Here is a 25,966-nt window from a genome sequence, read left to right as displayed (position 1 = left end):
CCGGTCCTAGCCCATGATGTTATAGCCACCATCGACATGGATTACGTCGCCAGTAATCCCGCGTGACCGGTCGCTGGCAAGAAACGCCGCCAGTTCGCCAATCTCGTCAATGGTGACAAGCCTGCGCCCCGGTGATCGGCTTTGGGCCGTGTTCATCAGGGTGTTAAACTCGGCAATGCCCGATGCCGCGCGTGTCAGAAGGGGGCCGGGTGAAATCGCATGGACCTGAATGTTTTTCGGGCCAAGTTCGGCGGCCATATATCGGGTTGCACTTTCAAGCGCGGCCTTGACCGGGCCCATGACCCCATAATGGTCAATAACCCGTTCCGACCCCATATAGGTGACGGTCAACAGTGCCCCGCCATCAATCATCAATGGTTCGGCACGCTTTGCCAGTCGCTGAAACGAATGGCACGAAATATCCATTGCGGTCAGAAAGCCGTCGCGTGAACAGTCGATCACCCGCCCATGCAGGTCATCGCCGGGGGCAAATGCGATGGAATGCAGGACAAAATCCAGTTTCCCCCATTGATCAGCGATCCTGTCAAACAACCGATCCATCTGATCTTCGTTCTGAACATCAAGCGGGGTGATGATCGGGGCACCGAGTCCTTCTGCCAAAGGTCGGACATGCTTTTCGGCCTTGTCATTCAGGTACGTGATCGCAAGCTCTGCACCCTCCCGGTTGAAAATTCGGGCGCAGCCATAGGCAATCGATTTGTCGTTGGCAATTCCGACGATAAGGCCCTTCTTTCCTACCAGCACTTGGCATCTCCTGCTTTATTGTGTTTTGCGGATGCGAAACGGACTTCTGATTCGCGCACCAGATAAAGCTTAGATGATTTTGCAGCGCAGCAAAGTGTAAAATTCTGTGACAATCCCCAATTGGAATACAGGGTTCCGTCGATCGGAACCTATTGAGCGAACGATTTTTTTTTGTGCAGAAGCATAGTTTTTAGGCAGATGATCCGCTATGTGTAGCCTTGGAAGGAAGCTGCAGTTTTCCGTCATTTCCGGGTGTGGGGAACTTCAGGTTGTCTTCCCAAATACATGTGACATCCGAGGTGTGTAGTGCCGCCCGCAAAGGTCGGCACTTCGGTTCTGGCAAACAGAACCGATAAAAAGGGAAATTGGACATGAAAGCCCGAAGCGACGACCCGAAACGGGAAGTCATCGACAAGGTTGTCGAACAGATCCAGCAACGCTTGACCGGTAAGATGGCGAAGGATGCAGAAGCATTCGTTCGCCTTTTTTACAAGGATGTACCGCCTGACGACATGGCAGGTCGATCCGTCGACTCGCTCTATGGCGCGGCACTGACTTTATACAAATTCGCGCAAAAGCGCCCATCGGCCAATGCCGCCAAGATCCGGGTCTATAACCCCGATCTTGAAGAGCATGGCTGGAAATCCGATCACACCGTGATCGAGATGATCAACACCGATATGCCGTTCCTTGTGGATTCCGTGACGTCTGCCCTTCACGAATTCGACCTGACGGTTCATTTGGTAATCCACCCGATCATGCGTATCGCGCGTGATGATCGTGGTGAATTGCAGTCGGTCGAAGCTGTCGAAAGCTCGGATGCACCGCGTGAATCCGTGATGCATCTTGAAATTGACGAACAGACCGACGAAGCCGTTCTGCAGAAAATCCGTGACCGTCTGGAAGATGTTCTGACCGATGTCAGTCTTTCGGTCGAAGACTGGCAGGCAATGCTGTCAAAAGTCGCCGAAGTTCTGGAAGGCATCAGAACCGCACCAACCGGTATTTCCGCAGAAGACCAGAAAGAAGCCCAGGACTTCCTGGGCTGGGTTCATAACGACCATTTCACCTTCCTTGGCTATCGCGAATATAAATTCAGCGGTACGGGCAAGAAAGCCAAGGTGGACGTTAATCCCCAAAGCCAGCTCGGGATTCTGCGCCGCGAAGGCACCCACATCTTTGACGAACTGCGCCAGATCGGCAATCTGTCGTCCGAAGTGCAGGCCTTTGTGGCACAGCCAAGCCTTCTGATGGTGACCAAGGCCAATAAACAGTCAACCGTGCACCGTCCGGTGCATCTTGATACCATTGTGGTCAAACAGTTTGATGACGATGGCAAGGTCATCGGCCAGCATCTGTTTGTCGGTCTGTTTACCTCGGTCGCCTATAACCTCAGCCCGCGTCTGATCCCGCTTCTGCGCATGAAGCTTGCCGAAACCATCAAGCGCGCCGGCTTCCCGCCAGCCAGCCACGATGCCAAGGCGCTGGTCAATATCCTTGAAACCTTCCCGCGCGATGAACTGTTCCAGATCGAACTTGATGATCTGTATCATATCTGCATGGGCATCCTGCATTTGCAGGAACGCCAGCGGATCGCACTGTTCGTGCGTCGTGATGCCTTTGAACGCTTTGTTTCCTGTCAGGTTTTCTGCCCGCGGGATCGGTTCTCGACCAAGCTTCGTATGAAGTTCCAGTCGGTGATCGAAGCCGCCTTTGATGGCAAGGTCACGGCACATTACACCCTGATCGGCGATAGCCCCCTTGCGCGGTTGCACCTTCTAGTCAAAACCACGCCGGGCGAACTGCCGGAATACAATGTTGCCGATATCGAACGCCAGCTTGTTGAAACCGCACGTGACTGGGCCGATACCCTGCGTCAGGTGCTGGTGCGTGAAATGGGCGAAGAACGCGGTCTGGCACTTTACCGTCGTTACGGCGAAAGTTTCACGGGCGACTATCGTGATCGTTTCGGTGTTGATACCGCGGCTCTTGATATCGACCGTATCGAGGATGTGATCAAATCATCGGACCTGCGGGTGAACCTGTATCGCCCGATCGAAGCGGCCGAGAATGAACTGCGCTTCAAGATATACAACCCCGGTGCACCGGTGCCGCTTTCCGACGTCTTGCCGATGCTGGAAAACATGGGGCTCAAGGTCATCACCGAGAACCCCTTCAAGGTCGAACCGCGCGATACCGATGTGAATGTCCGCATTCACGATTTCGGGGTGCTGGTTGACGGCGAATTCCACCTGCATGATGTGCGTGACAAGTTCCAGGAACTTTTCATTCGCATGTGGCATGGCGAAGTCGAAAACGACGCCTTTAACCGTCTTGTTCTGCTGGGCGGGCTGCATTGGCGCGAAGTCGTCATCCTGCGGACCTATGCCCGATACATGCGCCAGATGGGATCGGCCTTCTCGCAGGATTACATGGCCAAAACACTCGCCAATAATGCGGGTCTTGCGGCAACGATTGTTGATCTGTTCATTGCGCGCTTTGATCCGGATCGTGATCCGGGGCTGGCCGTCGAAGCCGAAGCCATCGAAGGCGATATCATCACCCGCCTTGAAGATGTGATGAACCCGGACGAGGATCGCATTCTGCGCGCCTTCCTCAACCTCGTTCAATCAACGCTTCGCACCAACTATTTCCAGTATGGCAAGGACGGCAATCCGAAACCCTATCTGTCGGTAAAATTCAATTCCGGCATGGTAGAAGATCTGCCGCTTCCGCGTCCTTGGCGCGAAATATTTGTCTACTCGCCGCGGGTCGAGGCCGTCCATCTGCGTGGTGGCCCGGTGGCCCGTGGCGGTATCCGCTGGTCAGACCGTCAGGAAGATTTCCGCACTGAAATTCTGGGTCTGGTCAAGGCCCAGATGGTCAAGAACGCGGTCATCGTGCCGGTCGGTTCCAAGGGTGGCTTTGTCGTTAAACGGCCCCCGGTCGATGGTGGTCGCGAAGCATTCCTTGAAGAAGGCATTGCCTGTTACAAAACGCTGATGTCCGGGATGCTTGATATTACCGACAATATTGTCGGTGGCGACATCATCCCGCCGGAACGTGTGCGCCGTCTTGATGACGATGATCCCTATCTGGTTGTTGCGGCGGATAAAGGTACCGCAACCTTCTCGGATATCGCCAATGGTGTTGCCCGTGATTATGGCTTCTGGCTGGACGATGCCTTCGCATCGGGCGGTTCGCAGGGCTATGACCACAAGAAAATGGGCATTACCGCACGCGGTGCGTGGGAATCGGTCAAACGTCATTTCCGCGAAATCGGCAAGGACATCCAGAAAGAACCCTTCACCGTTGCCGGTGTGGGCGATATGTCGGGTGACGTGTTTGGCAACGGCATGCTGTTGTCCGAACAGATCAAGCTGGTTGCCGCCTTCAACCATATGCATATTTTCGTCGATCCCAACCCGGATCTCGCGAAAAGCTTTGCCGAACGGCAGCGCCTGTTTGACATGCCGCGTTCAAGCTGGGCCGATTACGATACCAAAGTCCTGTCAAAGGGCGGCGAAATCTTTGACCGCAAGGCCAAGACGCTTGATCCCTCGCCTGAGGTCCGCAAGCTGCTTGATCTTGGCACCGGCAAGGTAACACCGGCCGAGATGATGAAAGCCATCCTGAAATCCGATGTCGAACTTCTGTGGTTCGGCGGGATCGGGACCTATATCAAATCATCGACGGAATCGAATGCCGATGCCGGGGACCGCGCCAACGATGCCATTCGCATCAATGGCAAGGATATCCGCGCAAAGGTCATTGGCGAGGGTGCCAACCTTGGCTGCACACAGCGCGGTCGTATCGAGTATGCCCATGCTGGCGGACGGTTGAATACAGACGCCATCGATAATGCCGCGGGGGTCAACTGCTCGGATCACGAGGTCAATATCAAGATCCTCGTGGGCGAGGTGGTGGCCGCCGGCGACATGACCGAAAAGCAGCGTAACAAACTGCTGGTCGAAATGACCGACGAGGTCGGCGATCTGGTGCTGCGTGACAACTATCTGCAAAGCCAGGCGATCTCGAACGCCTTTGCCGGGGGCGGGGATGCGCTTGATGCGCAGGTTCGCCTGATCCGGATGCTCGAACGCGAAGGTCGCCTGAACCGGGAAATCGAATATCTTCCCGATGACGAGGAACTGGCACGTCGCACGGCGGCCCATCAGGGTCTTACCCGTCCGGAAATCTCGGTTCTGATGCCTTATGCCAAGCTGTGGCTGTATGACGAGGTGCTTAAATCCGATCTGCCCGATGATCCGATCCTTGTCGAGGAACTGGTGCGGTATTTCCCGACGGCAGTTCGTAAAAAATACAGCGCGGCGATTTCCAACCATCGTCTGAAACGCGAAATCATCGCAACCGTGGGGACCAACAGTCTGGTCAACCGCGTTGGCGGGACCTTCGTGCATGACATGATGGAGGCAACCGGGCTTTCGGCGGTGGATGTATCGCGCGGTTATCTGATTACCCGTGCGGTGTTTGGTCTGCGCAAACTGTGGTCGGGTATCGAGGCCCTCGATAACAAGGTCGATGCCAAGGTCCAGATCGCGATGTTCTCCTACATCAATCGCATGGTCGAAGATGTGACCCTGTGGTTCCTGCGCAATTGCGAGGAATTGAATGTCGGGGCAAAGATTGCGCTGTTCCGTCCGGCGGTTGCCAAGGTGATCGAGGCGTTTGACGATATCGTTCCTGCCGATGCGGCCTTCCGCACGACCCTGGATCAGAAATCGCAATCCCTGATCGACCGGGGTGTGCCCGAAGATCTGGCGCGCCGGGTGGCAGCGATGCAGCAGATGGTCGCCGTTTGCGATATCGTCCGCATCGCCGAGGCAACCGGGCGTGATGTCATCGATGTCGGGGCAACCTATTTTGCCATCGGCGCACGCTTCCAGCTTGGCCTGCTGCGCGCAGCAGCCGAGTCCATCGAAGCCGAAACCCATTGGCAGAAACTGGCCCGTGCAGCCGCGATTGATGATCTGTTTGGTCATCAACGCGAACTGACGCGTGTGGTGCTTGCTTCCGGCAAGAACGGCACGGTTGGTGGTGATCTGGTCCGGAAATGGGTTGATGATCATCAGCGCGGCTGTGCACGTTGTGACCAATTGATCGACGAACTGCGTGCCGCAGGGCAGATCGACCTGTCGATGATCACGGTGGCCAACCGTCAGATCAGGGCCATGGTCGGCGGCTGATCGGCCCGTCACGGATTTTCGCAAAAAGGGGGCGCTTCGGTGCCCTCTTTTTTTTGGCTTCGCCAGAGTGTGGATATCTCCCGAAATGTCAGGAGCACCCGGATGCCAGTTGGTTGGCAACTTTTTTAAAGAGGGTGCTGGCCGCGAAGTAATTGAATCGATTTAATTTACTGTCATCCTCCTGCCGTTTTTATATGATGAAAATACAATAAAGGCCGTGGAAGCCTTGAAAAATACCAACCGGTACGTATATTGAATACAGAAGACGAAAAAAATGGTGTGAAAATGAGGAACGCTGCCGAGACCCGGACAAAGCTGCTGGAGACAGCCATACAATTGCTATGGACCAGCAGTTATCACGATATTGGTGTCAGTGATGTCTGCAAGCATGCAGGGGTCACCAAGGGCGCATTCTATCATCATTTTGACAGCAAGGCCGCCCTGTTTGCCGCCTCTGCCCGTCATCACTGGGACAAGGGCAAGGATGAACTCAGATCCATCTTTTCCCCTGAAATCGCCCCGCTTGATCAGTTGAATCGCTATATCGACCTGGTCATGAACAAGCAGAAAACGCAGGGCGTACCGGGCGATACAGAGGTCTGTGTCTGCCCCATCTTTACCGCCGGTGGCCAGGTCGGCCCCGAAGATATCGAAATTCAGGACTGTTCGCGCGAACTGGCCGAGGAACAGATCAAGTATCTTGCCTCGATGATTCGTGGCCTGAAGGGCGAAGGCATGCTTTCGGGCGATGCCGACGTCACGACTCTTGCGCGTCTTGTTTTCCAGTTCGTGCATGGCACGCTGACATATGGCAAGGTTTTTAACTGTGCCGATACTGTTCGGTCTGATTTGCGTGTCGGCATCTGCCGAATCCTTGATTTGCGCTGTGAATTCAGGGATATGAAGGCCAAAGAGGCCCCGTTGTCGGCTGCCGAATAATCCGTAAAATTTAGAACGACTGCAATTTTTTTTCATTTCGCTCTTGCGAACAAACCGATCGGTACGCATCTTCCCGTTATTCTGTCCGCGAATGCGCGGGTAACGCTATTGGGAAATGGAAAGATGCAATCACGATCCAAACTGAGAATGTTGCTGCCAGCCACAGCTGCAATCGTTGCGATTGCTGCCGGTGGTTACGGGCTTAGCATGATTGGTTCCGCCGGTGCCGACGAAGCCGTCGCACAGGCCGAACCGCAAATCACCCCTGTTACCGTCCAAGGCGTCCATAGCCAGTCCGTAAGGCTGTGGAACAATTTCTCCGGCCGTCTGAGCGCGGTTGAGGAAGTCCAGCTTCGCCCGCAGGTCAGTGGTGCCATTGTTGATATCCGCTTCGAAGACGGCCAGATCGTCAAGGAAGGCGATATTCTGGCAGTCATCGATCCCCGCACTTACAAGGCCGCTGTTGACGAAGCCAAGGCCGAACTGGCTGCTGCCCGCCAGACCCTGTCGCTTGCTGCCAAGGAAAAGGCACGTGCCGAGAAACTGGTGGCCAATGGCACCGTTTCCAAACGTGTCTTTGACGAACGCGTCAACACCCATCAGGTCGCTCAAAGCCAGGTCAATCGCGCCTTGGCGCAGCTTGAGCTTGCCGAAATCGAATTTGATCATGCCTTTGTCAAGGCACCGATTGATGGCCGCGTCAGCCGTGTCGAACTGACCGTCGGCAATCAGGTGAATGCCGGGCCGAACGCCCCGGTACTGACCACGATTGTCTCGACCGGGAAAATCTATGCCGATTTCGATCTGGACGAACAAACCTATTTCGCCAGCATTTATGATGCCAACAAGGTCGGCGGTGCAGCACAGCAAATCCCGGTTCGCATGACTGTCGCCGGTGGCGAAACCATTTCGGGCTTTGTTCACAGCTTTGATAACCGGATTGATACCCGTACCGGTACCATCCGCACCCGTGCCCTGTTTGAAAACAGCAACGGCGCCTTGCTGCCCGGAAGCTTCGCCAGCCTGCAGCTTGGTACACCGGGCCAAAAGGATGTCATCCTGATTTCACCAGAAGCAATCAGCACCGATCAGGACCGTAAATTCGTTTACGTGGTCCAGTCGGATAACACGGTTGCCTATCGTCAGGTGACGTTGGGTTCCGAAGTTGACGGGCGCCGCATCGTGACATCCGGGCTTGAACCCGGTGACATGGTGATTGTGAACGGGATCATGAAAGTTCGACCCGGTATGCCTGTTGCTCCTGAAATTCTGCAGGCCTCGGCATCCTGACGGATGCTTGACTGCGCGCAAAGACTAGGCTGACCGTTATGCAGAATATATCCAGATTCTTTGTGGATCGCCCGATTTTCGCTGGCGTTCTATCCGTCCTGATATTGTTATCAGGTTTAATTGCCATGCTGAATTTGCCGATTTCCGAATATCCGGAAGTCGTGCCGCCGACCGTCGTGGTCGAAGCGCAATTCCCCGGTGCAAACCCGGCTGAAATTGCGCAAACCGTCGCCTCCCCGCTTGAAGAACAGATCAACGGGGTCGAGGGGATGCTGTATGTCAACTCGCTGGCAACGACCGATGGCCGTCTCAGCCTGACCGTGACCTTTGAAATCGGGACCGATCCCGATCTGGCACAGCAAAAAGTCCAGAACAGGGTATCGCAGGCCGAACCGCGTTTGCCTGATATCGTCCGTCAGCTTGGCGTGACGGTGTCAAAGCAGTCCCCGGATCTGACGATGGTGGTGCATCTGCTCTCGCCAAATGACCGCTATGACATGCTTTATCTGCGCAACTACGCGACCCTGAATGTCAAGGATCAGCTGGCCCGCATCAAGGGCGTCGGGCAGGTCGGTCTGTTCGGGTCGGGTGACTACGCGATGCGCATCTGGCTTAATCCGGACAAGGTTGCCGAACGCGGCCTGACCGCGGGCGATGTTGTTTCAGCCATTCAAAGCCAGAACGTGCAGGTCGCGGCGGGTACGATTGGCGGCGCACCGTATGATACTGGTGTGCAGTTCCAGTTGCCGATCAATGTTCACGGGCGCCTCGAAACGCCCGAGGAATTTGCCGAAATCATCATCAATCGTGACGAAGACGGCACTGTAACCCGTCTTGGCGATGTCGCCCGGGTCGAGCTGGAGGCACAGCAATACGCCCTGCGTTCCCTGCTTGATAACAAATCGGCCGTCGCCCTTCCGATCTTTGCATCGCCGGGGTCCAACGCGCTTGAAATTTCAAGCAACGTTCGCGCAACCATGGCGGAGCTTAAGGAAAACTTCCCCGAAGGTCTTGAATACAGCATCGTTTACGATCCGACCGTCTTTGTTCGAAGCTCGATCAAGTCGGTGATCAAAACCCTGCTCGAAGCTGTTGCCCTTGTTGTTGTAGTGGTGACAATCTTCCTGCAGACATGGCGTGCCTCGATTATTCCGCTGCTGGCCGTGCCGGTGTCGATTATCGGGACATTTGCCCTGATGCTGTTGCTGGGATTCTCGATCAACGTGCTGTCGTTGTTCGGGCTCATTCTGGCAATCGGGATCGTGGTCGATGATGCCATCGTGGTGGTCGAAAACGTCGAACGTAATATCGAACGTGGTCTTTCGCCGCGCGATGCGACCGTGGCCGCGATGCGCGAAGTCACCGGGCCGATCATTGCGACCTCGCTTGTGATCACCGGCGTCTTCGTTCCGATTGCCTTCATCAGCGGCCTGACCGGGCAGTTCTATCAGCAGTTCGCCCTGACGATCGCCATTGCAACGATCATTTCAACCATCAACTCCCTGACGCTCAGCCCGGCTCTGTCGGCACTTCTGCTGAAAGGGCATGACGCACCGAAAGACTGGCTGACCCGCGCCATGGACTTTGTCTTTGGCTGGTTCTTCCGCTGGTTCAACCGGTTCTTCAACCGCAGTACGGAACTGTATGGCGGGGGTGTCAAACGGTTGCTGGGGATGAAAACCATCATGATGGCGGTTTATGCCGGATTGCTGGTTCTGACCTGGCAGGGTTTCCAGATTTTGCCATCCGGCTTCATTCCGTTGCAGGACAAACAATATCTGGTCAGCTTTGCACAATTGCCGCAGGGCGCGACACTGGACCGTACCGAAGAAGTCATTCGCGAAATGTCTGAAATCGCATTGGCGGAACCCGGTGTCGAAAGTGCCGTGTCCTTCCCCGGCCTGTCGATCAACGGCTTTGTGAATAGCTCAAGTGCCGGCATCGTCTTCGTGACCTTGACCGACTTTGCCGAACGCAAATCCGATGATCTGTCGGGGCTGGCGATTGCCGGAAAGCTGCAACAGAAATATGCCGCACTTGACGAGGCCTTCGTTGCCATCTTCCCGCCACCCCCGGTTCAGGGTCTTGGCACGGTGGGCGGTTTCAAACTGCAGGTGCAGGATCGCAGCGACCAGGGATATCGTGCGCTTGATGACGCCATGAAACAGGTACTGGCCAAGGCATGGGCAGCACCTGAACTGACCGGTGTGTTCTCAAGCTACAATATCAACGTCCCGCAATTGCAGGCCAATCTTGACCGTACAAAGGTTCAGCAGCTCGGCATTCCGGTCGATGAAATCTTCCGGACCATGCAGATCTATCTGGGTTCGATGTATGTCAACGACTTCAACCAGTTCGGTCGTACCTATCAGGTGATCGCACAGGCGGACAAACCCTATCGGTCCAGTCCGGAAGACATCCTGCGTCTGCAAACGCGCAATGCGGATGGCGATATGGTTCCGCTTGGCAGTGTTCTTTCCGTATCCGAAACATTCGGTCCGGATACCGCCATGCGTTACAACGCCTTCCGTTCGGCTGATCTGAACGGCAACGCCGCACCGGGTTATTCCAGTGGCGAGGCCGAGGCCGCGATTACAAAAATCCTGGAAGAAACATTGCCACCGGGAATATCCTATGAATGGACCGACCTGACCTATCAGCAGATTCTGGCGGGTAACACGGCAATCTTCATCTTCCCGATTTGTATTCTGCTGGTCTTCCTTGTTCTGGCGGCCCAGTACGAAAGCCTGACCTTGCCGCTGGCGGTCATCCTGATCGTCCCGATGAGTACGCTTTCGGCTGCCTTTGGTGTCTATCTGTTTGGGGGTGACAACAACATCTTCACCCAGATCAGTCTGTTCGTTCTGGCCGGACTGGCATCAAAGAACGCCATCCTGATTGTCGAGTTTGCCCGCGAACTTGAACATCAGGGCCGGACAACCGTTCAGGCGGCAATCGAAGCCAGCCGCCTGCGCCTGCGACCGATCCTGATGACGTCGCTTGCTTTCATCATGGGCGTTGTCCCGCTGGTGATTTCAAGCGGTGCGGGTTCCGAAATGCGCCAGGCCATCGGCATCGCCGTCTTCTCGGGGATGCTGGGTGTGACCATCTTCGGTCTGATCCTGACACCGGTGTTCTACGTGCTGGTGCGCAAGATGGGCCGACGCAACGAGGTTCGTTCACTTGATGGGGCTGACGCGCAGCAGCCCGCGGAGTAACGAAAACCGTTGCATAACAGCCGGACCATAAAGTTCCCCCGACCCCGTGGTCCGGCTGTTTTCTTTTCTTTCCTGTGACGTTGATCTCATCAAATTCCGGTCGTGCTTGCCTTGGCGTAACTTCTCCCTATCTTCTGGCCGGAGTATTCGTCAAAGGAAGTGTCGACCATGAATTATGTGCGTACAGGTTTGCTGCTGGCCGGTTTGACTGCACTGTTTGGTGTGGTTGGCATGATGATCGGTGGACAGCAGGGCATGATCATCGCATTGCTGTTTGCCGCGGCGATGAATGTGTTTGCCTATTGGAATGCGGATTCCATGCTTTTGCGCATGCGTGGTGCAAAACAGGTGGATGACCGCACGGCACCCGAACTGGTATCGATGGTGCGCGAACTGGCGCAGAATGCCGGGCTGCCGATGCCCAAGGTCTATGTGATCGATAATCCCCAGCCCAATGCATTCGCCACCGGGCGCAATCCCGAAAATGCAGCCGTCGCCGCCACCAGCGGCCTGATGCAGTTGCTCGATCGCAACGAGATTGCCGGTGTGATGGCCCATGAACTGGCCCATATCAAAAACCGCGATACCCTGACCATGACCATCACCGCCACCATCGCCGGGGCGATTTCTGCCTTGGCGAACTTTGCCATGTTTGCCGGGATGTTCGGTGGTGGTCGCAATGACAACAACAATCCGCTGGGCGGGGTGGGGATGATCCTTGTTGCCATTCTGGCACCGCTTGGCGCGATGCTGGTGCAAATGGCAATCTCGCGTACCCGCGAATATGAGGCCGACAAGATCGGGGCGGAAATCTGCCGCCATCCGATGTGGCTGGCATCAGCGCTGAACAAACTCGACAAGGGTGTTCGGACCATTCCCAATATGGATGCCGAACGCAATCCTGCGACCGCGCATATGTATATCGCCAACCCGCTTTCGGGCAAAGGCGTGGACAACCTGTTTTCAACCCATCCGAGCATGTCCAACCGTATCGCCAAATTGCGCGAAATGGCCGGCGCGCCACAATCGGGAACGACAGCGCCGACAAAATCCGGCCCGTGGTCCGGCTCGGCAAAGGAACGCCGGGTACGTCGCCGTCCCTGGAATTAATCTAAGTTACTAAAATCCGGGGTCATTTTCCGACCGGTCCCTATACGTAACGGGCCTCTTTATCCTTCTGTATGGTGTGAAATGGGGCGGCGTATTATTGACGCCGCCGCCGCCACAAGTGATTATATCACAATCATCTAAGTCAACCTCCGGCCACGGATGACGAAGGACGTTTGAGAAGGGGATAAATGGCGGGCTTCTGGTCCATGGTGGGGCTTGTTTTCAAGTCCATCTTTACAACCGGGGAAATGGTTGAAGACGGTTCTGCTCCGGCCGATATGCCGGGGGACCGTGTTGAGCCATGCCTGTATGCCATTGCACATTTTGTTCCCGAAGATCCGTCCGGAACGCCTTTGCCCGATCAGGCCGGTGACTGGCTGAAACGAACCCTTTCCGATATTCCTGATACCGCTGCATTGATGCTGGGTCGGCATGTCGCAATCAATACCGATATTGCGGATGCCTTTCAGGCCGTGCGCGAAGCCCATGCCGGTGTGTTAAACTTGGCCCGGCGTCAGGATGCCACGGCGGTATTCTGGGGGCAGACCAATCCGGATACCGGCGGGCTTGATGTTCATTTCAGCAACGATTTGCTGGCCTCCCCGCTTTATGAATTGCTGCTGCCGCTTGTTCATTCCTTTCGTCAGCCGCAGCACAAGGATACGGCTGCTGCCCTGCATATCCTGCTGACCTGTGAATTGCTGGCGCGCGCGCGCGGCCATGATCAGCGCGCCCTGCAGGTGGCACGTCTGACATCCCACCTCGCAGACCTTCAGGAACGGATCAATAACGGCGAAAGCTTTGATGATGTCGGGCAGGGGGTGGCAACCGCCTATGCCTTTGGTGCCGTCATGCTGGCTGAAACCGGCGAACGCAGCTATTGCGTCAGCGCCATTCGCGCAATCGAACCAATCGTCCGTGAATTCCTGACCATGGCGGCAGAACCGCCAAAAGAAGTCAAAAAGGCCAAGCAGCCAGCCGGTCTTTTGCATGAACGCGTCACCCAGCAACAGGCCGTCGAAACCGTTGCCAAAACCGAAGACATGCTGCGCGGGATCGGTGATCTGTCCCTGATAAATCCTGAACGTTCAGCAGTTCTGGCGCTGTATGGCACGCTTTTGAACTGGTCTATGGTCAGCAACATGAACGCGCGTTCGGGTGCGACGGCGATTGGCCTGTGGAAGCTTCTGGAACGTCGCTTTGAACTGATGGCCGGTACGCCCGTTTCCCGCGCAATTGCCATTGGCAAACTGGGCGAGGCCATGATGATCCACGCCAAGGAAACCGAAGATATCGAAATGGCGCAAACCGCCAGCGGCCATTATCGTCGGGCGCTGGGACTGGTAAATGCAAAGGCGCACACGGTGTTATATGCGCAGATTGCTTATGGCCTGGCCGAATCCGTTGTCGCCCAGTCCTCTATCGGCAGCATCGGCGTCCCCGCCGAACAGGTGATCCCCGTTTTTCAGGCCGCACTCAAGTTTTGCTCCAGACGGGATCATCCCTACCTCTGGGGGCGGGCCATGTTTGCGCTTGGCAGTGTCCAGTTTTCGACCGGTGCCGCGGAAAAGGATATCAAGCTGATATCCCAGGCACGGATGAATTTCTCGCAGGCCTACGAGGCATTTGACGAGGCGGCTGCGCGTGGTGCGGCACGTGCTGCTTCGGGCAGCTTTACACGTGCCGAAAACATGCTGCACCAACTCGCTCAGCGCCAATCGGTGATTGATGCAACCGGTGGCACCAGCGAAGCCAAGGCGTCGTAATCCGGTTCCTGTCACGTTCCAAACAGGCAAAAGAAAACCCCGCAGCCTTTCGGATGCGGGGTTTTCCGACTGCGAATGCCGGGATCAGTTCTATTCGCGATTACCGAAGAACTGAAGCAGCATTACGAACAGGTTCACGAAGTCCAGATAGAGCTGCAGGGCGCCAAAGATGGCTTTTTTGCCTGCGGTCGCCTGATCATCGTGCGCATGATAGCTTTCCTTGATCCGCTGGGTGTCATAGGCGGTCAGACCGGTAAAGATCAGAACGCCAGCACCAGAGATCACGAACTGAAGCATCGTGCTGCCAAGGAAGATGTTCACGACACTGGCCAGGATAATCCCGATCAGGCCCATGAACAGGAAGCTTCCCCAACCCGACAGGTCTTTCTTCGTCGTGTAGCCATAAAGGCTCATCGCGGCAAAGGTGCCTGCGGTGATGAAGAAGGTCCGCGCGATGCTTTCACCCGTGTACACGAGGAAGATCGACGACAGCGACAGACCCATCAGAGCCGCATAAATCCAGAATGTGGTCTGTGCAGCACCAAAGCTCATCTTGTGGATGCGGAAGCTCAGGAACAGGACGAGGCCGATCGGGGCCAGCATCACGATCCAGTGCAAGCCGGTTCCGAAAATCGCCTGCATCAGGGTAGGGCTGGTCGACACAGCCATCGCGACGATACCGGTCAGGGCAAGTGCGGATGCCATATAGTTGTAGACACGCAGCATATAGGCGCGGAGACCTTCATCAATCTCGGCCGCCGACCGGCCAACCGAGACGTCATAGCCGCGTTGACGCGTTTCAAAAGCCATTGAAATCCCTCTTTGATCCATAACGGGCAGAATGTTCATAGAACTCTGCGATGCTGAAAATATGGCAGGATTTCCGTGAAAAGCAACGGTTTGGCCGATGACCTTTCGTTTCGGACTGACGATATTGTGATCTTGTTCACTTGGCTGCGCGGGATGTGCTCTCGCGACTTTCTGGTCAATTCGGCCTATAATCACGTATCAGGTTTCACGAACCGTGCTTTTCTGCCGGTTGTGATTACGGATTGATCGGGCATGCGAAAAAAGTTTTTCGATATCAATGATATGTCAGAAAACCCGGATCGGTCTTTACCGGTGACTTTGCTGCGACTTGTTGCTGGATTGCTGGTTGCCTGCATCGTTCTGCTTGTCACCCTGTCGGCGGCATCTGCCCAGAATCCCAATTTTGTCGCATCGAAAAAGGCCAACGAGATACCGGTTTTCAACGCGGTTTATCCCGAAGATGAATTTTGCGCGACAACCGGCGTGGGCGGACTTTGTGCCGCCATGCCCGTCGACGTGCCCGAATTCGATGCCAATTTCATCTATCGCTTCGTCGCTTACGAGGCACAGCGTCCTTTTGACCGCTTTTCATGGCAATCCTTTGTTTCGCTGCTATGGCCCCATGATAATGCGGGTGCGCCGATTGCGACCGGATATCGCCAACCCGATGCGGGGCATGGGCTTTGGGAAAGTTATGCCACCAAGAATGATGTGTTTGGCGATGTCGCAAAGGCCAATGCCTCTTGCCGCGCCGGGTTGCCTGATGGACATCTGTTACTGTCGGCATTTATCCAGTCATCGGGCGATATCCTGATTGATCAGGCGGGTAATTTCATCCTGTATGACACGCGGATCAATGACGTTGCGGCTGATTATATCCGCTGGAATGGTCTTGGGACGGCGCAGGGTCGTCTGACCTTTGCCCAAAGCGGCCAGTCGGTGGAATTTCCGATGCTGACCCTGTCAGCCGGCGGAAAGGTTGCCGATAATTCGGAATTGCTCGCCAGCGACAAGACCTGGCTGACACCCGGTGCGCAACTGACGAAATTTGCATGGCGGATCATTACCAGCCCCGCGGATCAGGATCGTTACTATACCCGTCCGGCCCGGATTGCACTTGCTGCCGATGATACGCTTGATGGCACCGCGAGATGCCTTGATGTCACGGTCGGACTGGTCGGGTTGCATATTGTCCAGCGGGTCAAAAGCGGTAACGGTGATCGCTGGATCTGGTCAAGCTTCGAACATGCCGACAATGCACCGTTGGCCGACAATGCCCGGCGTCCCAACAGCATCATCGCCAACGATCTTTTCCCCGATGGCTGTCTGGCACCCGAAAAAACCGACCGCGATTACATCTTCTTTGGCGGGGGTGAGCTGGAAGGTAAAACGGATCGCGTAGCAAACGGGATCATCAGGTCCGATCTGCGCTGGGCCGATCAGCCGCCCTATGCCCGTGACACCGATGGGAACAGGGTTGCTGCCCCCGATATTGTCCGATGCTGGCGGCTGTTTTCCGGCACGGCCGAAGCCAATTTTGTCTGGCAGCGCAAACTCGAAGGCAGTGTCTTGCAGAACTATTTTCTGCTCGGAACGCAATGGATCGGTAATGGCGGCGGTGCCCCGTTTGGTGTTGGGGAAATTCCGCGTTTTCTGACCAATACCGCGCTCGAAAGCTTTATCCAGCATCAGGCGGATGGCACCTGCCTTGGCTGTCATGCCACGGCCTTTACCGATGCTGGCCAACCGGCCAATTTTACCTTCCTGCTTGATCCGGCGCGCTAGAGCCCTTTCCGTTTAGATTGAACCGTTCGGTATGACACCGGGCTGTGCCTGATGGCGCATGACAAAATGGTTCATATTTGCGGATGCATCGACTAGCATGTCGCCGACCAAAACGTCGTGAAATCAAAAAATCAAAAAGACGTGGCGGATACAGGGAGGAAACATGCTGCCGGTTCGTGCGGATTACGCGTCGGTGCGTTCGGATTTTGTCTGGAACGTACCCACCCATTTCAACATTGGTGTCGATGTTTGCGACAAGTGGGCAGACGATCCGGATCGTCTTGCGCTGATGTATCGCAGGCGCGATGGTTCACGCCGCGATTACAGCTTTGCGCAGCTCAAACGCCTGTCGAACCGTTTCGCCAATGTCATGCGCCGTCACGGCATCCGGCGCGGGGATCGGGTCGGCATCCTGTTGCCACAAAGCCCCGAAACCGCCGTTGCCCATATCGCGACCTATAAAATGGGCGGCATTGCCGTGCCGCTTTTTACCCTGTTCGGGGTCGAGGCCCTTGAATACCGGCTTGGCAACTGTGCCGCCAAGGCACTGGTGACCGATCGGGAAGGGGCACGCAAGATTGCTGAAATCCGTGATCTGCTTCCGGCCCTTGAATATGTCTATGTCATTGATGGCGCGCCTGAAGGCTGTTTTGATTTCAAGGCACTCTCGGCCGAGGCCAGCGACGATTTCGAACCGGTCAAGACGCGTGCTGATGAACCGGCCCTGATCATTTATACATCCGGCACCACCGGGCAGCCAAAGGGCGCGCTGCATGCCCATCGTGTGTTGCTGGGTCATTTGCCCGGTGTCGAAATGTCGCATGATTTCTTTCCGCAGGACGGCGATGTCATGTGGACCCCGGCCGACTGGGCATGGATCGGCGGGTTGCTGGATGTCCTGCTGCCGGCCTGGCATCACGGCAAGCCGGTCGTGGCCCATCGTTTTGAAAAATTCAGTGCCGAGGCCGCCTTTGGCCTGATTGCCGAATATGGCGTGCGCAATACCTTCCTGCCGCCAACCGCGCTTAAGATGATGCGCGCCGCCGGGGATGATGTGGCGGCAAAGTTCAAATGTAATATCCGCTCCATCGCAAGCGGCGGTGAAACATTGGGCGCGGAACTTCTTGATTGGGGGCGTCGGGTGTTTGGCGTCACCATCAACGAGTTCTATGGCCAGACCGAATGCAACATGGTGGTCAGTTCCTGTCAGTCGATCATGGAACCCAAACCCGGCGTCATGGGCCGCCCCGTGCCGGGGCATGATGTTGCGGTGATCGATATGGCGGGCAATGTGCTGCCTGCCGGGGAAATGGGCCGGATTGCGGTTCGGTCACCCGATCCGGTGATGTTTCTGGAATATTGGCGCAACCCCGAAGCCACCCGCGATAAATTCATCGGCGAATGGCTTCTGACCGGCGATATGGGCGAACTTGACGCGGATGGCTATATCCGCTTTGTCGGGCGCGATGATGATCTGATCAGTTCGGCGGGTTATCGCATCGGCCCGGGCGAGATCGAGGATTGCCTGATCGGTCATCCCGCCGTGCGTATGGCCGGTGTGATCGGCAAGCCCGACGAACAGCGCGGCCAGATCGTCAAGGCCTTCGTCGTGCTGGCCGATGGCTTTGCCCAAAGTCCGGAGCTTGAGGCCGATATCCGTGATTTCGTCAAAACCCGTCTGGCAGCACACGAATATCCGCGTGAAATCGCCTTCATAGAACAATTGCCAATGACGACAACCGGCAAGGTCGTCCGCCGTGCCCTTCGCGATCTGGCATAGTTCCGGCCGATACCAAATCAAAATGAAAAGGGCCGGTCTGTGATGGACCGGCCCTTTTTGGTGTTATGTCCTGCCCGCTACTCGTTGCGCAAAAGCGGTGCCGCAGGGCTGCGTAACGCCTGCCACGTTCCGATAAAGCCCGCCGACAGGGTCGCAAACAGACCAATCGCAATCGGACCAAAGATCGTCATCGGAAGGAACGTCCATGATGCTTCCATGATCAGCACCAGAACCGACCATGCCGCAAGACTGCCAAACAGGGCGGCAATCACCCCGGTCGCAAGGCCCAAAATCCCGTATTCCAGCGCATAGGCATAAAGGATATTGCCGCGTGTCGCCCCAAGGGTCTTGAGAACAACCGCATCATAAATCCGTTTGCGCCGTCCGGCGGCGACTGCGCCTGCAAGGACCAGAACACCGGCGACAATCGCGATTGAACTGGTCGCGTTAAGTGCGATTCCTATTCCGGCCAGAATGGCATTGGCGGCTTCAAGCGCCTCGCGCACCCGGATGGCTGACACATTGGGGAAATCCATGCCGATCATGCGATCAACCGGTTCTTCCATCTCGCGCGGCATATGCGCCGTCGCAATCAGGCTATAGGGTGCCTTGTCGATCAGGCCCGGCGAAAACACCATGGCGAAATTCATCCGAAGGCTTTGCCATTCGATTTCACGCCAGTTGGCAATCTCGGCGGTAATATCCCGGCCCAGCACATTGACGGTCAATGTGTCACCGGGCTCCAGCGAAAATGCCTCGCCAATATCGCGCGAGATGGAAACAAGCGGCTTGGCGGCATCGTCATAATCGGCTGGCCACCATTCCCCGCGCACGATCTGGGTTTCCGGCGGCGGGCTTGCGGCAAAGGTCAGACCACGGTCACCGCGCAGGAACCAGCGATCATCCCCCGGACCAACATCATTGGCATCGACCCCGTCAATCGCAACCACGCGCCCGCGCAGCATCGGTGTTTGTTCGATATCCGAAACGTTATCTTTTTCAAGAAGTTGCGTTTTGAACTGATCCATCTGATCAGGCTGGATATCAAGGAAGAAAAACGCCGGGGCGGAGTCCGGCAAATTCTCGTTGATCTCGTGATCAAGGTTGCCTTCGATCCCCGAAATCGTCACCAGCAGCGTCAGACCAAGCCCAAGCGACAGCGCAACCGGCACCGTGCTCGCACCCGGCCGGTGCAGGTTCGCCAGCGCCAGTCGGCTAAAGGCATTCCGCCCGCCGGTCATCCGTTTTGAAAGCGATACAATTGCCTTGCCTGCCGCGGCAAAAACCGCAATCGCCAGAAGCGACCCGGCGATAAAGCCAAGCGCGATCTCGCGATCTGTTGCGGTAAACACCGTAAGCAGAAGCAACAGGATAAGCGGAATACCAACATAGGGCAGGTCACGCTTGCGAAGCGCACTGCCATTCATTAATCCCGCACTGGCCCGGAAAAGCCGGGCTGCCGGAATTTCACGTGCGCGCAAAAGCGACGGCATGGCAAAGACCAGTGTGGTCAGAACGCCAAACGCCGTCGCAATCAGAAGCGACGGCAATGCCGGGCCCAATGTCACATCAATCGGCAAACGCCCCGCCAGAAGTGGTGCGATGATCGCCGGTGTGACCGCCCCTATCAGAAGCCCGATACCAATCCCGACAAGTGACAGCATCAGGATTTGCAGGAAGTAAATCCGCAACACCAGCCCATGCGATGCCCCGATGGATTTAAGCGTCGCGATGACGGATGTTTTGCTTTCGATATGGCTGCGCACCGCATTGGCAACCCCAATCCCGCCGACCAGCAGGGCCGAAAGCCCCACCAGTGTCAGAAACAGCGTCAGCCGCTCAATAAACCGCCGCAGGCCCGGATTGGCATCCGATACATCGCGCACGCGCCATCCGGCATCCTCGAACTGTGCATCAAGCCGGTCGCGAAACACCTTTGGCGTTTCCGCGTCATTCAGATCCAAAGCGTAATAATAATTGATCAGGCTGCCCGGCTGCACCAGCCCGGTATCCGCAAGGGCATCCATCGACACCATCAAACGCGGGCCGAAATTGAAAAAGCCAACCGCCTTGTCGGGTTCGGTTGCGATCACGCCGCGCACCTGGATATTGATATCGCCAAGGCGCACCGTATCACCGACATTGATCTTAAGCCGCTCCAGAAGCCCGGCCTCGGCAACACCGCCCCAGACACCGTCCTTTTTAGAAAGGGCACCGTCAAACGGAATACCGTCGGCAAGTTCCATCTCGCCAAACAGGGGATAGACATCATCAACCGCCTTAAGCTCGACCAGCCTGCGCTGCTCCGGCCCATAGGCGGTGGCGCGCATGGTCGCAAGCTCGCCCATGCGTTCGGTATTCTCCGAAAGCCAGGTCTGCTGTTCCTCGCTTGCGGGCATATGCACAAGGCGAAGCTCGACATCCCCGCCCAGAAGGGCCCGGCCATCGCGCTCAAGCGCATTTAAAACGGATTCCGAAACGTTTCCGACCGCGGCGATTGATCCGACGCCAAGTGCCAGACAGGCCAGAAAAATGCGAAAGCCGGAAAACCCGCCGCGCAATTCCCGTCGGCAGACCCGCCAGGCAATCGACCACAGCTTTTCCGTCCCGTTGGTGGATTGGGAAATACTGCTCATGCCCCGGTATCCTGTTGCGTAACGATTTCCCCGTCGCGCAGCATGATCGACCGGTCGCACCGCGATGCCAGCCCCGGATCATGCGTAATCAAAAGCAAAGTCGAACCCTTGCGTTTCGCCAGATCAAACAGCAATTCGATAATCGTTTCGCCCGTGGCCCCGTCAAGGTTGCCGGTCGGCTCATCCGCCAGAAGCAGTTCCGGGTCGGTCGCAAGCGCACGCGCGAGTGCCACGCGCTGCTGCTCGCCACCACTCAACTGCCCCGGATAATGCCCGATGCGATGACCAAGCCCGACGGCCTTAAGCTCCGCCTCGGCGCGTTCAAACGCATCCTTGCGTCCGGCAAACTCCATCGGAAGGGCGACGTTTTCAAGGGCTGTCATGGTCGGCACAAGGTGAAAGTCCTGAAACACGATGCCGACATGATGGCGGCGATAAAGTGCCAGACCATCTTCATCAAGCTTGCGCAAATCCTCGCCACAGATATTGATCGTGCCCTCCTGCGCCTGTTCCAGCCCGGCAATCACCATCAAAAGCGACGTTTTGCCCGATCCGGACGGCCCGACAAGGCTGACACGTTCGCCGGCATCAATCTGGATATCGACCCCTTTAAGGATATCAACAATCCCCGCCGGTCCCTTAAGGCTCAGCTTAAGCCCGGAAACATCGACGGTACGCTGACGCCCGGCCTCGGTCGTGGCCGTGTTTTTATCCGCGATAGTGGCAGTTTCGGTAACACTCATTACAGGTCCAATCGGGCTAAGGCATTGCAAGGTTAAGGAAACGGGTTAAATAACTGTACGGAATTTAGTATCGGCGGTTCAAACTTGTTTATACCAAGGGAGCCAATAGGTAACCAATGAGTGACCAGCAGGTAACCAACGGGTAACCGTCCGTGCAGGATGACAAAACATAAGGTGAGATTTGTGGCATATACGCTGTTCGGGCAAGACCCGGCTGTTAACCAGTTCACTTTCAAACAAAAAACCGGACTTTTGGGTGGGCTTTCCCGCCGGTTGTTCCGCTGTGCCGGTATGGCTTTTGGCATTCTGATTGGCGCGATGAGCCTGTTTGGCATCCATGATGCCCAGGCGGCCGACAATGCGGCAAACACTGCTTCGGGCAATGCCCCGCAAACCCTGATGCTTTATGGCGACAGCCTGATGGCGGGTTACGGCCTCTCGCACGAGGATGGCTTTGCCCCTAGGCTTGAAGCTGCCCTTCGCGATGCCGGGCACAACGTCAAGGTTATCAACAGTTCGGTTTCCGGCGATACGACGGCGGCGGGTCTTTCGCGCCTTGAATGGGCGCTGGTCGATGATCCCGATGTGGTCTTGCTTGAACTGGGTGCCAATGACGCGCTACGCGGGGTCGAACCGTCCCAGACCCGCGAAAACCTTGATGAAATCATTGGAAAACTGCGCGATCGCGATGTTGCCGTTCTGCTGGCCGGAATGATGGCACCACCCAATATGGGCAAGGAATACGGGGCTGAATTCAATGAAATCTACCCCGAACTGGCCGCAGAATATCAGCTCGCCTTCTATCCCTTCTTCCTTGATGGGGTCGCCGCCGATTCCAGCCTTAATCAGGATGACGGCATCCATCCCAATGCCGATGGGGTCAAGGTGATAGTTGAACGCATCCTGCCGCAGGTGATTAACGTGCTGGAAGCCGATTCCTGATTTTCCCGAACATCTGACGATCCAAAGGCTGTGACGCCCGTCACAGCCTTTGTTGTTTTTGGGCGGATTTCTGAAAAACCGTTTAATAACAATGTGGTAAAGGGTGTCAAAATGCACCCGGACGGGCGTGGAACCGCCCCGCAGGCACGGCAATTTCGTCGAAATCCAACCAAAAAACTACATTCGTAGATAGAATTAGGAAACAAACCGAAACGATGCTGTCGCCATAGCCGTGATCAATTGCGATGAAACTGAAAATTCGAATTTAATCAAATTAAATCAATTGTTTAAGGTGTTGCGGACGCGGTTTCAAAATCATCAAAACGGACCCGAAAACGGGCAAAAACCGCTCAAAACACCTGATCAGGTGTGAAATTAACACACCATTTACTTTCGGTTATGTTTCGAATATTGCCACTTGCAACTGCATTTGTAGGTAACACGCTTTGGCGTGACCACGACGCAGCAGGCCGGCACACCGGATGGATGAAAATGCCGGAAGCCCACCCAACTGCAAGGCACTTCCGGAAATTCAGAATAGTCATTTTATAACAATGAATTAGCCGAAAATTGCCACGTTCCCTTGTGCCCGAAAGGCCGTCGCGGATTTTTGCTGTTGAAACACCAAAGATGCGCCCGGCGAATTTCTGCCAAAACCAAAAATATCATTTAATATCAGTGCATTATATTGGATCATTTTCTCGAAACATCAAACAGAAACCGCCGATTTTCCCTGTGGATGAATCGGAAGCGATTCAATTTTGCCTACAAACGCAGTTGCAGGCCGAGTCCCCGACCGCTACACTTTGCCTCAACAGGCAGTTTCACGAACGGCAATATCTGAAAGCGTGATCTAACAGGCTGATTTTACAGCTGAAAATAGGGCAGGGGGCGATAAGGGGGTGATGGCAACACAATCCGTCAAACAATCCTATACCATTCCGTGTTCATCGGTTTTCCGTGATGCCGTTCTGGCGCTGGCGACCAAGCGCGGTGTGAATGCCGCCGATCTGGCGCGTTCCGTCATGCTGATTGTGCCCCAGGGCGCGATTGAGGATTACGAGGATCCGGGTGATCCGCCCCCCGGTGACCGTGAAACCATCGTCCTGAAATCCGGCCCCGCCGAAGGCCGCCCCTGGCGGCGCAAACCAAGGCTGCAATTGCGTTTGCCACCGGGGCATTCGATCATCGCGGTGCGCAAGGCGCTCAATATGGCGCTTCATTTTGACAAGGGCGAGGTCAAGATGCGCGTTGAAAAGGCCGATATCCTTGCCGCCGAACGCAAGGCCCTTGAAGAAGCCCACGCGATGAAAAAGCGGCAGCACGAGCCACCGGTCGAACTTCTGCAATCGCGCGAGGAACTCGAACGTTTGCGCGCCATCGTCGATAATCTGGCGTTCGAGCCGCTTGATCGCGGGGTCACGACCTTTAACGAAGCCCTGCATGTCATGGGCTTTGCGCCCAATGCCCGGCCCGACATAAAGTCGATCCGCGCCAAATATCGCGTTCTGGCCGCCATTCACCATCCCGACAGCAATTATGGATCGCATCAACGCATGACGCAGCTTAATGCCGCCATGGACCTGTTGCGCCGACATATTGCCTGACGGGTTACAGGCTTTACCAAAGCGGGAATGAAATCTTTAGTCCGCCCATTGTGAATGGCCCACCCGAATGCTTAGATAGAGCTTGGATAACCACAAGACCAAGAAAACGGACCGCCACATCATCAGGCAGGTTTTCAAAAAGCGGGAGAATGCATGACGGCTGAATTTCATGCGGCACATGCCAGCGGGGAAAATTGGGCAGCAGTCGCCACCGAACTGGCCGATCAATTGCAAACACAGCCATTGCCGCAACAGGCACTGGCTTTTTTATATGTGTCCGAGGCACTGGCCGCCGATCTAGGCAGCATCCTGACTTTCCTGCGTTCCCGCCTGTCGCTTGAACACTGGGTTGGCACCGTCGGGATTGGCGTCTGCGGATCAGGCCGCGCCTATTTCGGCGTTCCGGCGGCCTCCGTCATGGTCGCCCAGATCGACCCCGACGATTTCCATATTTTCGAACCGCTTAAAACCGATGCCGATCTTGACGCGCCGGAACTGCAGCGCGCGATTGATCGCCTGCAACCGATCTTTGGTCTTGTCCATGGCGATCCGGCGGCCCCGGAAAGTCTCGCAACACTGTCCGAACTGGCACGCATGGGCTCAACCTATCTGGTGGGCGGTATTGCATCGGGCGAACGTGGTGCCCCGCAAATTGCCGACAGGGTCGTCAATGGCGGCCTGTCGGGCGTTCTGTTTGCCGGCAAAACAATGGTGCAGGTCGGCATCAGTCAGGCCTGCACGCCGGTCGGGCCGGTGCATCGCGTGACCGAGGGACGCGAGGGAATCATTGCCACCCTTGATGACCGTCCGGCACTCGACGTTTTCAAATCGGAAATGGAAGCCGACGGCAGCGAGCATTCCATCGCCTCGGGCCGCTATCACGTCGCCCTGATGGTGCCGGGGTCGGACACCGGCGATTTTGTTGTCCGCAACCTGATGGGGGTCGATCCGCACAACAATCTGATGGCCATCAGTGGCGATGTGCAGGTGGGCGATACCATCCGTTTTGTCCGGCGTGACGGTGTTGCCGCCGAACAGGATCTGCGCCGCATGCTGGCTGATTTGCAAAAACGCCTGCCGGGCAAACCGCGTGGTGCGCTGTATTGCAGTTGTGTCGCCCGCGGGCCCCATCTGTTTGGCACCGAAAGCCGTGAAATGATGATCATCCGCGATGAAATCGGTGATCTGCCGCTCACCGGATTTTACGGCAGTGGCGAGGTCTGCAATGATCGCTTTTACAGCTATACCGGTGTTCTGACCCTGTTCATCTAGGGTCGAATGCGTCGAAAATTCATTGCAATTCCATGATGTTGCAAGAAAATTCGCGCTAAAAGCTTTCATCACTCCGCGACCGGGATATATTCATAC

15 protein-coding genes are annotated in these 25,966 nt (G+C 55.9%); 11 read left to right on the top strand and 4 right to left on the bottom strand.

Annotated elements, in window-relative coordinates; genetic code table 11:
* Window positions 1-6: 6 nt before the first annotated feature.
* Entirely contained in the window at window positions 7-765 is a 759-nt protein-coding gene (gene fabI / locus R1T41_RS06440) for an enoyl-ACP reductase FabI (protein ID WP_317340716.1), read from the bottom strand.
* Between the two features lie 371 nt (window positions 766-1,136).
* Here fabI and R1T41_RS06435 point away from each other — a divergent pair, with 371 nt between their 5' ends.
* The 6 genes from R1T41_RS06435 to R1T41_RS06410 all read left to right on the top strand — a co-directional run bounded on the left by R1T41_RS06435 (window position 1,137) and on the right by R1T41_RS06410 (window position 14,295).
* The gene (locus tag R1T41_RS06435) at window positions 1,137-5,972 is read left to right on the top strand and encodes an NAD-glutamate dehydrogenase (protein WP_317340714.1); all 4,836 of its coding nucleotides are present in this window, start codon (window positions 1,137-1,139) and stop codon (window positions 5,970-5,972) included.
* 285 nt (window positions 5,973-6,257) lie between these two features.
* Entirely contained in the window at window positions 6,258-6,911 is a 654-nt protein-coding gene (locus R1T41_RS06430) for a TetR/AcrR family transcriptional regulator (protein ID WP_062951351.1), read from the top strand.
* A gap of 123 nt (window positions 6,912-7,034) precedes the next feature.
* The gene (locus tag R1T41_RS06425; protein WP_062950953.1) at window positions 7,035-8,201 is read left to right on the top strand and encodes an efflux RND transporter periplasmic adaptor subunit; all 1,167 of its coding nucleotides are present in this window, start codon (window positions 7,035-7,037) and stop codon (window positions 8,199-8,201) included.
* Window positions 8,202-8,239: 38 nt separating this feature from the next.
* Complete coding sequence (locus R1T41_RS06420; RefSeq protein WP_317340712.1) at window positions 8,240-11,419, top strand: multidrug efflux RND transporter permease subunit; 3,180 nt, start codon at window positions 8,240-8,242, stop codon at window positions 11,417-11,419.
* 168 nt (window positions 11,420-11,587) lie between these two features.
* Complete coding sequence (gene htpX, locus R1T41_RS06415) at window positions 11,588-12,529, top strand: zinc metalloprotease HtpX (protein WP_062950958.1); 942 nt, start codon at window positions 11,588-11,590, stop codon at window positions 12,527-12,529.
* A gap of 188 nt (window positions 12,530-12,717) precedes the next feature.
* Window positions 12,718-14,295, top strand: coding sequence for a hypothetical protein (locus R1T41_RS06410; protein WP_317340709.1), 1,578 nt, complete (start codon window positions 12,718-12,720; stop codon window positions 14,293-14,295).
* A gap of 90 nt (window positions 14,296-14,385) precedes the next feature.
* Here R1T41_RS06410 and R1T41_RS06405 read toward each other — a convergent pair whose 3' ends face one another.
* A complete protein-coding gene (locus R1T41_RS06405; RefSeq protein ID WP_062950961.1) occupies window positions 14,386-15,105 on the bottom strand; it encodes a Bax inhibitor-1/YccA family protein in 720 nt (239 codons plus the stop codon).
* Window positions 15,106-15,357: 252 nt separating this feature from the next.
* On the opposite strand from R1T41_RS06405, the gene R1T41_RS06400 reads away from it, so the two are divergent.
* Both R1T41_RS06400 and R1T41_RS06395 read left to right on the top strand, forming a co-directional pair.
* Window positions 15,358-16,890, top strand: a complete 1,533-nt coding sequence (locus tag R1T41_RS06400) for a hypothetical protein (RefSeq protein WP_317340707.1) — start codon at window positions 15,358-15,360, stop codon at window positions 16,888-16,890.
* 163 nt (window positions 16,891-17,053) lie between these two features.
* Window positions 17,054-18,670 carry an acyl-CoA synthetase gene (locus tag R1T41_RS06395; RefSeq protein ID WP_317340706.1) on the top strand — a complete coding sequence of 539 codons (1,617 nt, stop codon included), beginning with the start codon at window positions 17,054-17,056 and terminating at the stop codon, window positions 18,668-18,670.
* A 77-nt stretch (window positions 18,671-18,747) separates the two neighbouring features.
* Here R1T41_RS06395 and R1T41_RS06390 read toward each other — a convergent pair whose 3' ends face one another.
* Together R1T41_RS06390 and R1T41_RS06385 are read right to left on the bottom strand one after the other, a co-directional pair.
* Entirely contained in the window at window positions 18,748-21,306 is a 2,559-nt protein-coding gene (locus tag R1T41_RS06390; protein WP_317340704.1) for an ABC transporter permease, read from the bottom strand.
* On the bottom strand, window positions 21,303-22,049 hold the full coding sequence (locus R1T41_RS06385) for an ABC transporter ATP-binding protein (RefSeq protein ID WP_082832799.1): 747 nt from the start codon (window positions 22,047-22,049) through the stop codon (window positions 21,303-21,305). Before R1T41_RS06385 ends, R1T41_RS06390 begins: the two co-directional genes overlap by 4 nt.
* Window positions 22,050-22,232: 183 nt before the next feature.
* Here R1T41_RS06385 and R1T41_RS06380 point away from each other — a divergent pair, with 183 nt between their 5' ends.
* From R1T41_RS06380 to R1T41_RS06370, 3 genes are all read left to right on the top strand, one after another.
* Window positions 22,233-22,991: an arylesterase gene (locus tag R1T41_RS06380; protein WP_317340703.1), complete on the top strand. Its 759-nt coding sequence runs from the start codon at window positions 22,233-22,235 to the stop codon at window positions 22,989-22,991.
* Between the two features lie 905 nt (window positions 22,992-23,896).
* Window positions 23,897-24,598, top strand: coding sequence for a J domain-containing protein (locus R1T41_RS06375; protein WP_062950972.1), 702 nt, complete (start codon window positions 23,897-23,899; stop codon window positions 24,596-24,598).
* A 153-nt stretch (window positions 24,599-24,751) separates the two neighbouring features.
* Window positions 24,752-25,870 carry an FIST C-terminal domain-containing protein gene (locus tag R1T41_RS06370; protein ID WP_062950973.1) on the top strand — a complete coding sequence of 373 codons (1,119 nt, stop codon included), beginning with the start codon at window positions 24,752-24,754 and terminating at the stop codon, window positions 25,868-25,870.
* The last annotated feature ends 96 nt before the right edge of the window (window positions 25,871-25,966 follow it).

It is taken from the genome of Thalassospira lucentensis (assembly GCF_032921865.1).
Classification (GTDB): Bacteria; Pseudomonadota; Alphaproteobacteria; order Rhodospirillales; family Thalassospiraceae; genus Thalassospira; species Thalassospira lucentensis_A.
This window is presented reverse-complemented; position numbering and strand designations above follow the sequence as displayed.

Excerpts from the sequence above, each read along its gene's own strand:
- R1T41_RS06435 (WP_317340714.1), top strand. The coding sequence starts at position 1,137 with ATGAAAGCCCGAAGCGACGACCCGAAACGGGAAGTCATCGACAAGGTT.
- R1T41_RS06430 (WP_062951351.1), top strand. The coding sequence starts at position 6,258 with ATGAGGAACGCTGCCGAGACCCGGACAAAGCTGCTGGAGACAGCCATA.
- R1T41_RS06425 (WP_062950953.1), top strand. The coding sequence starts at position 7,035 with ATGCAATCACGATCCAAACTGAGAATGTTGCTGCCAGCCACAGCTGCA.
- R1T41_RS06420 (WP_317340712.1), top strand. The coding sequence starts at position 8,240 with ATGCAGAATATATCCAGATTCTTTGTGGATCGCCCGATTTTCGCTGGC.
- htpX (WP_062950958.1), top strand. The coding sequence starts at position 11,588 with ATGAATTATGTGCGTACAGGTTTGCTGCTGGCCGGTTTGACTGCACTG.
- R1T41_RS06410 (WP_317340709.1), top strand. The coding sequence starts at position 12,718 with ATGGCGGGCTTCTGGTCCATGGTGGGGCTTGTTTTCAAGTCCATCTTT.
- R1T41_RS06405 (WP_062950961.1), bottom strand. The coding sequence starts at position 15,105 with ATGGCTTTTGAAACGCGTCAACGCGGCTATGACGTCTCGGTTGGCCGG.
- R1T41_RS06400 (WP_317340707.1), top strand. The coding sequence starts at position 15,358 with ATGCGAAAAAAGTTTTTCGATATCAATGATATGTCAGAAAACCCGGAT.
- R1T41_RS06395 (WP_317340706.1), top strand. The coding sequence starts at position 17,054 with ATGCTGCCGGTTCGTGCGGATTACGCGTCGGTGCGTTCGGATTTTGTC.
- R1T41_RS06390 (WP_317340704.1), bottom strand. The coding sequence starts at position 21,306 with ATGAGCAGTATTTCCCAATCCACCAACGGGACGGAAAAGCTGTGGTCG.
- R1T41_RS06385 (WP_082832799.1), bottom strand. The coding sequence starts at position 22,049 with ATGAGTGTTACCGAAACTGCCACTATCGCGGATAAAAACACGGCCACG.
- R1T41_RS06375 (WP_062950972.1), top strand. The coding sequence starts at position 23,897 with ATGGCAACACAATCCGTCAAACAATCCTATACCATTCCGTGTTCATCG.
- R1T41_RS06370 (WP_062950973.1), top strand. The coding sequence starts at position 24,752 with ATGACGGCTGAATTTCATGCGGCACATGCCAGCGGGGAAAATTGGGCA.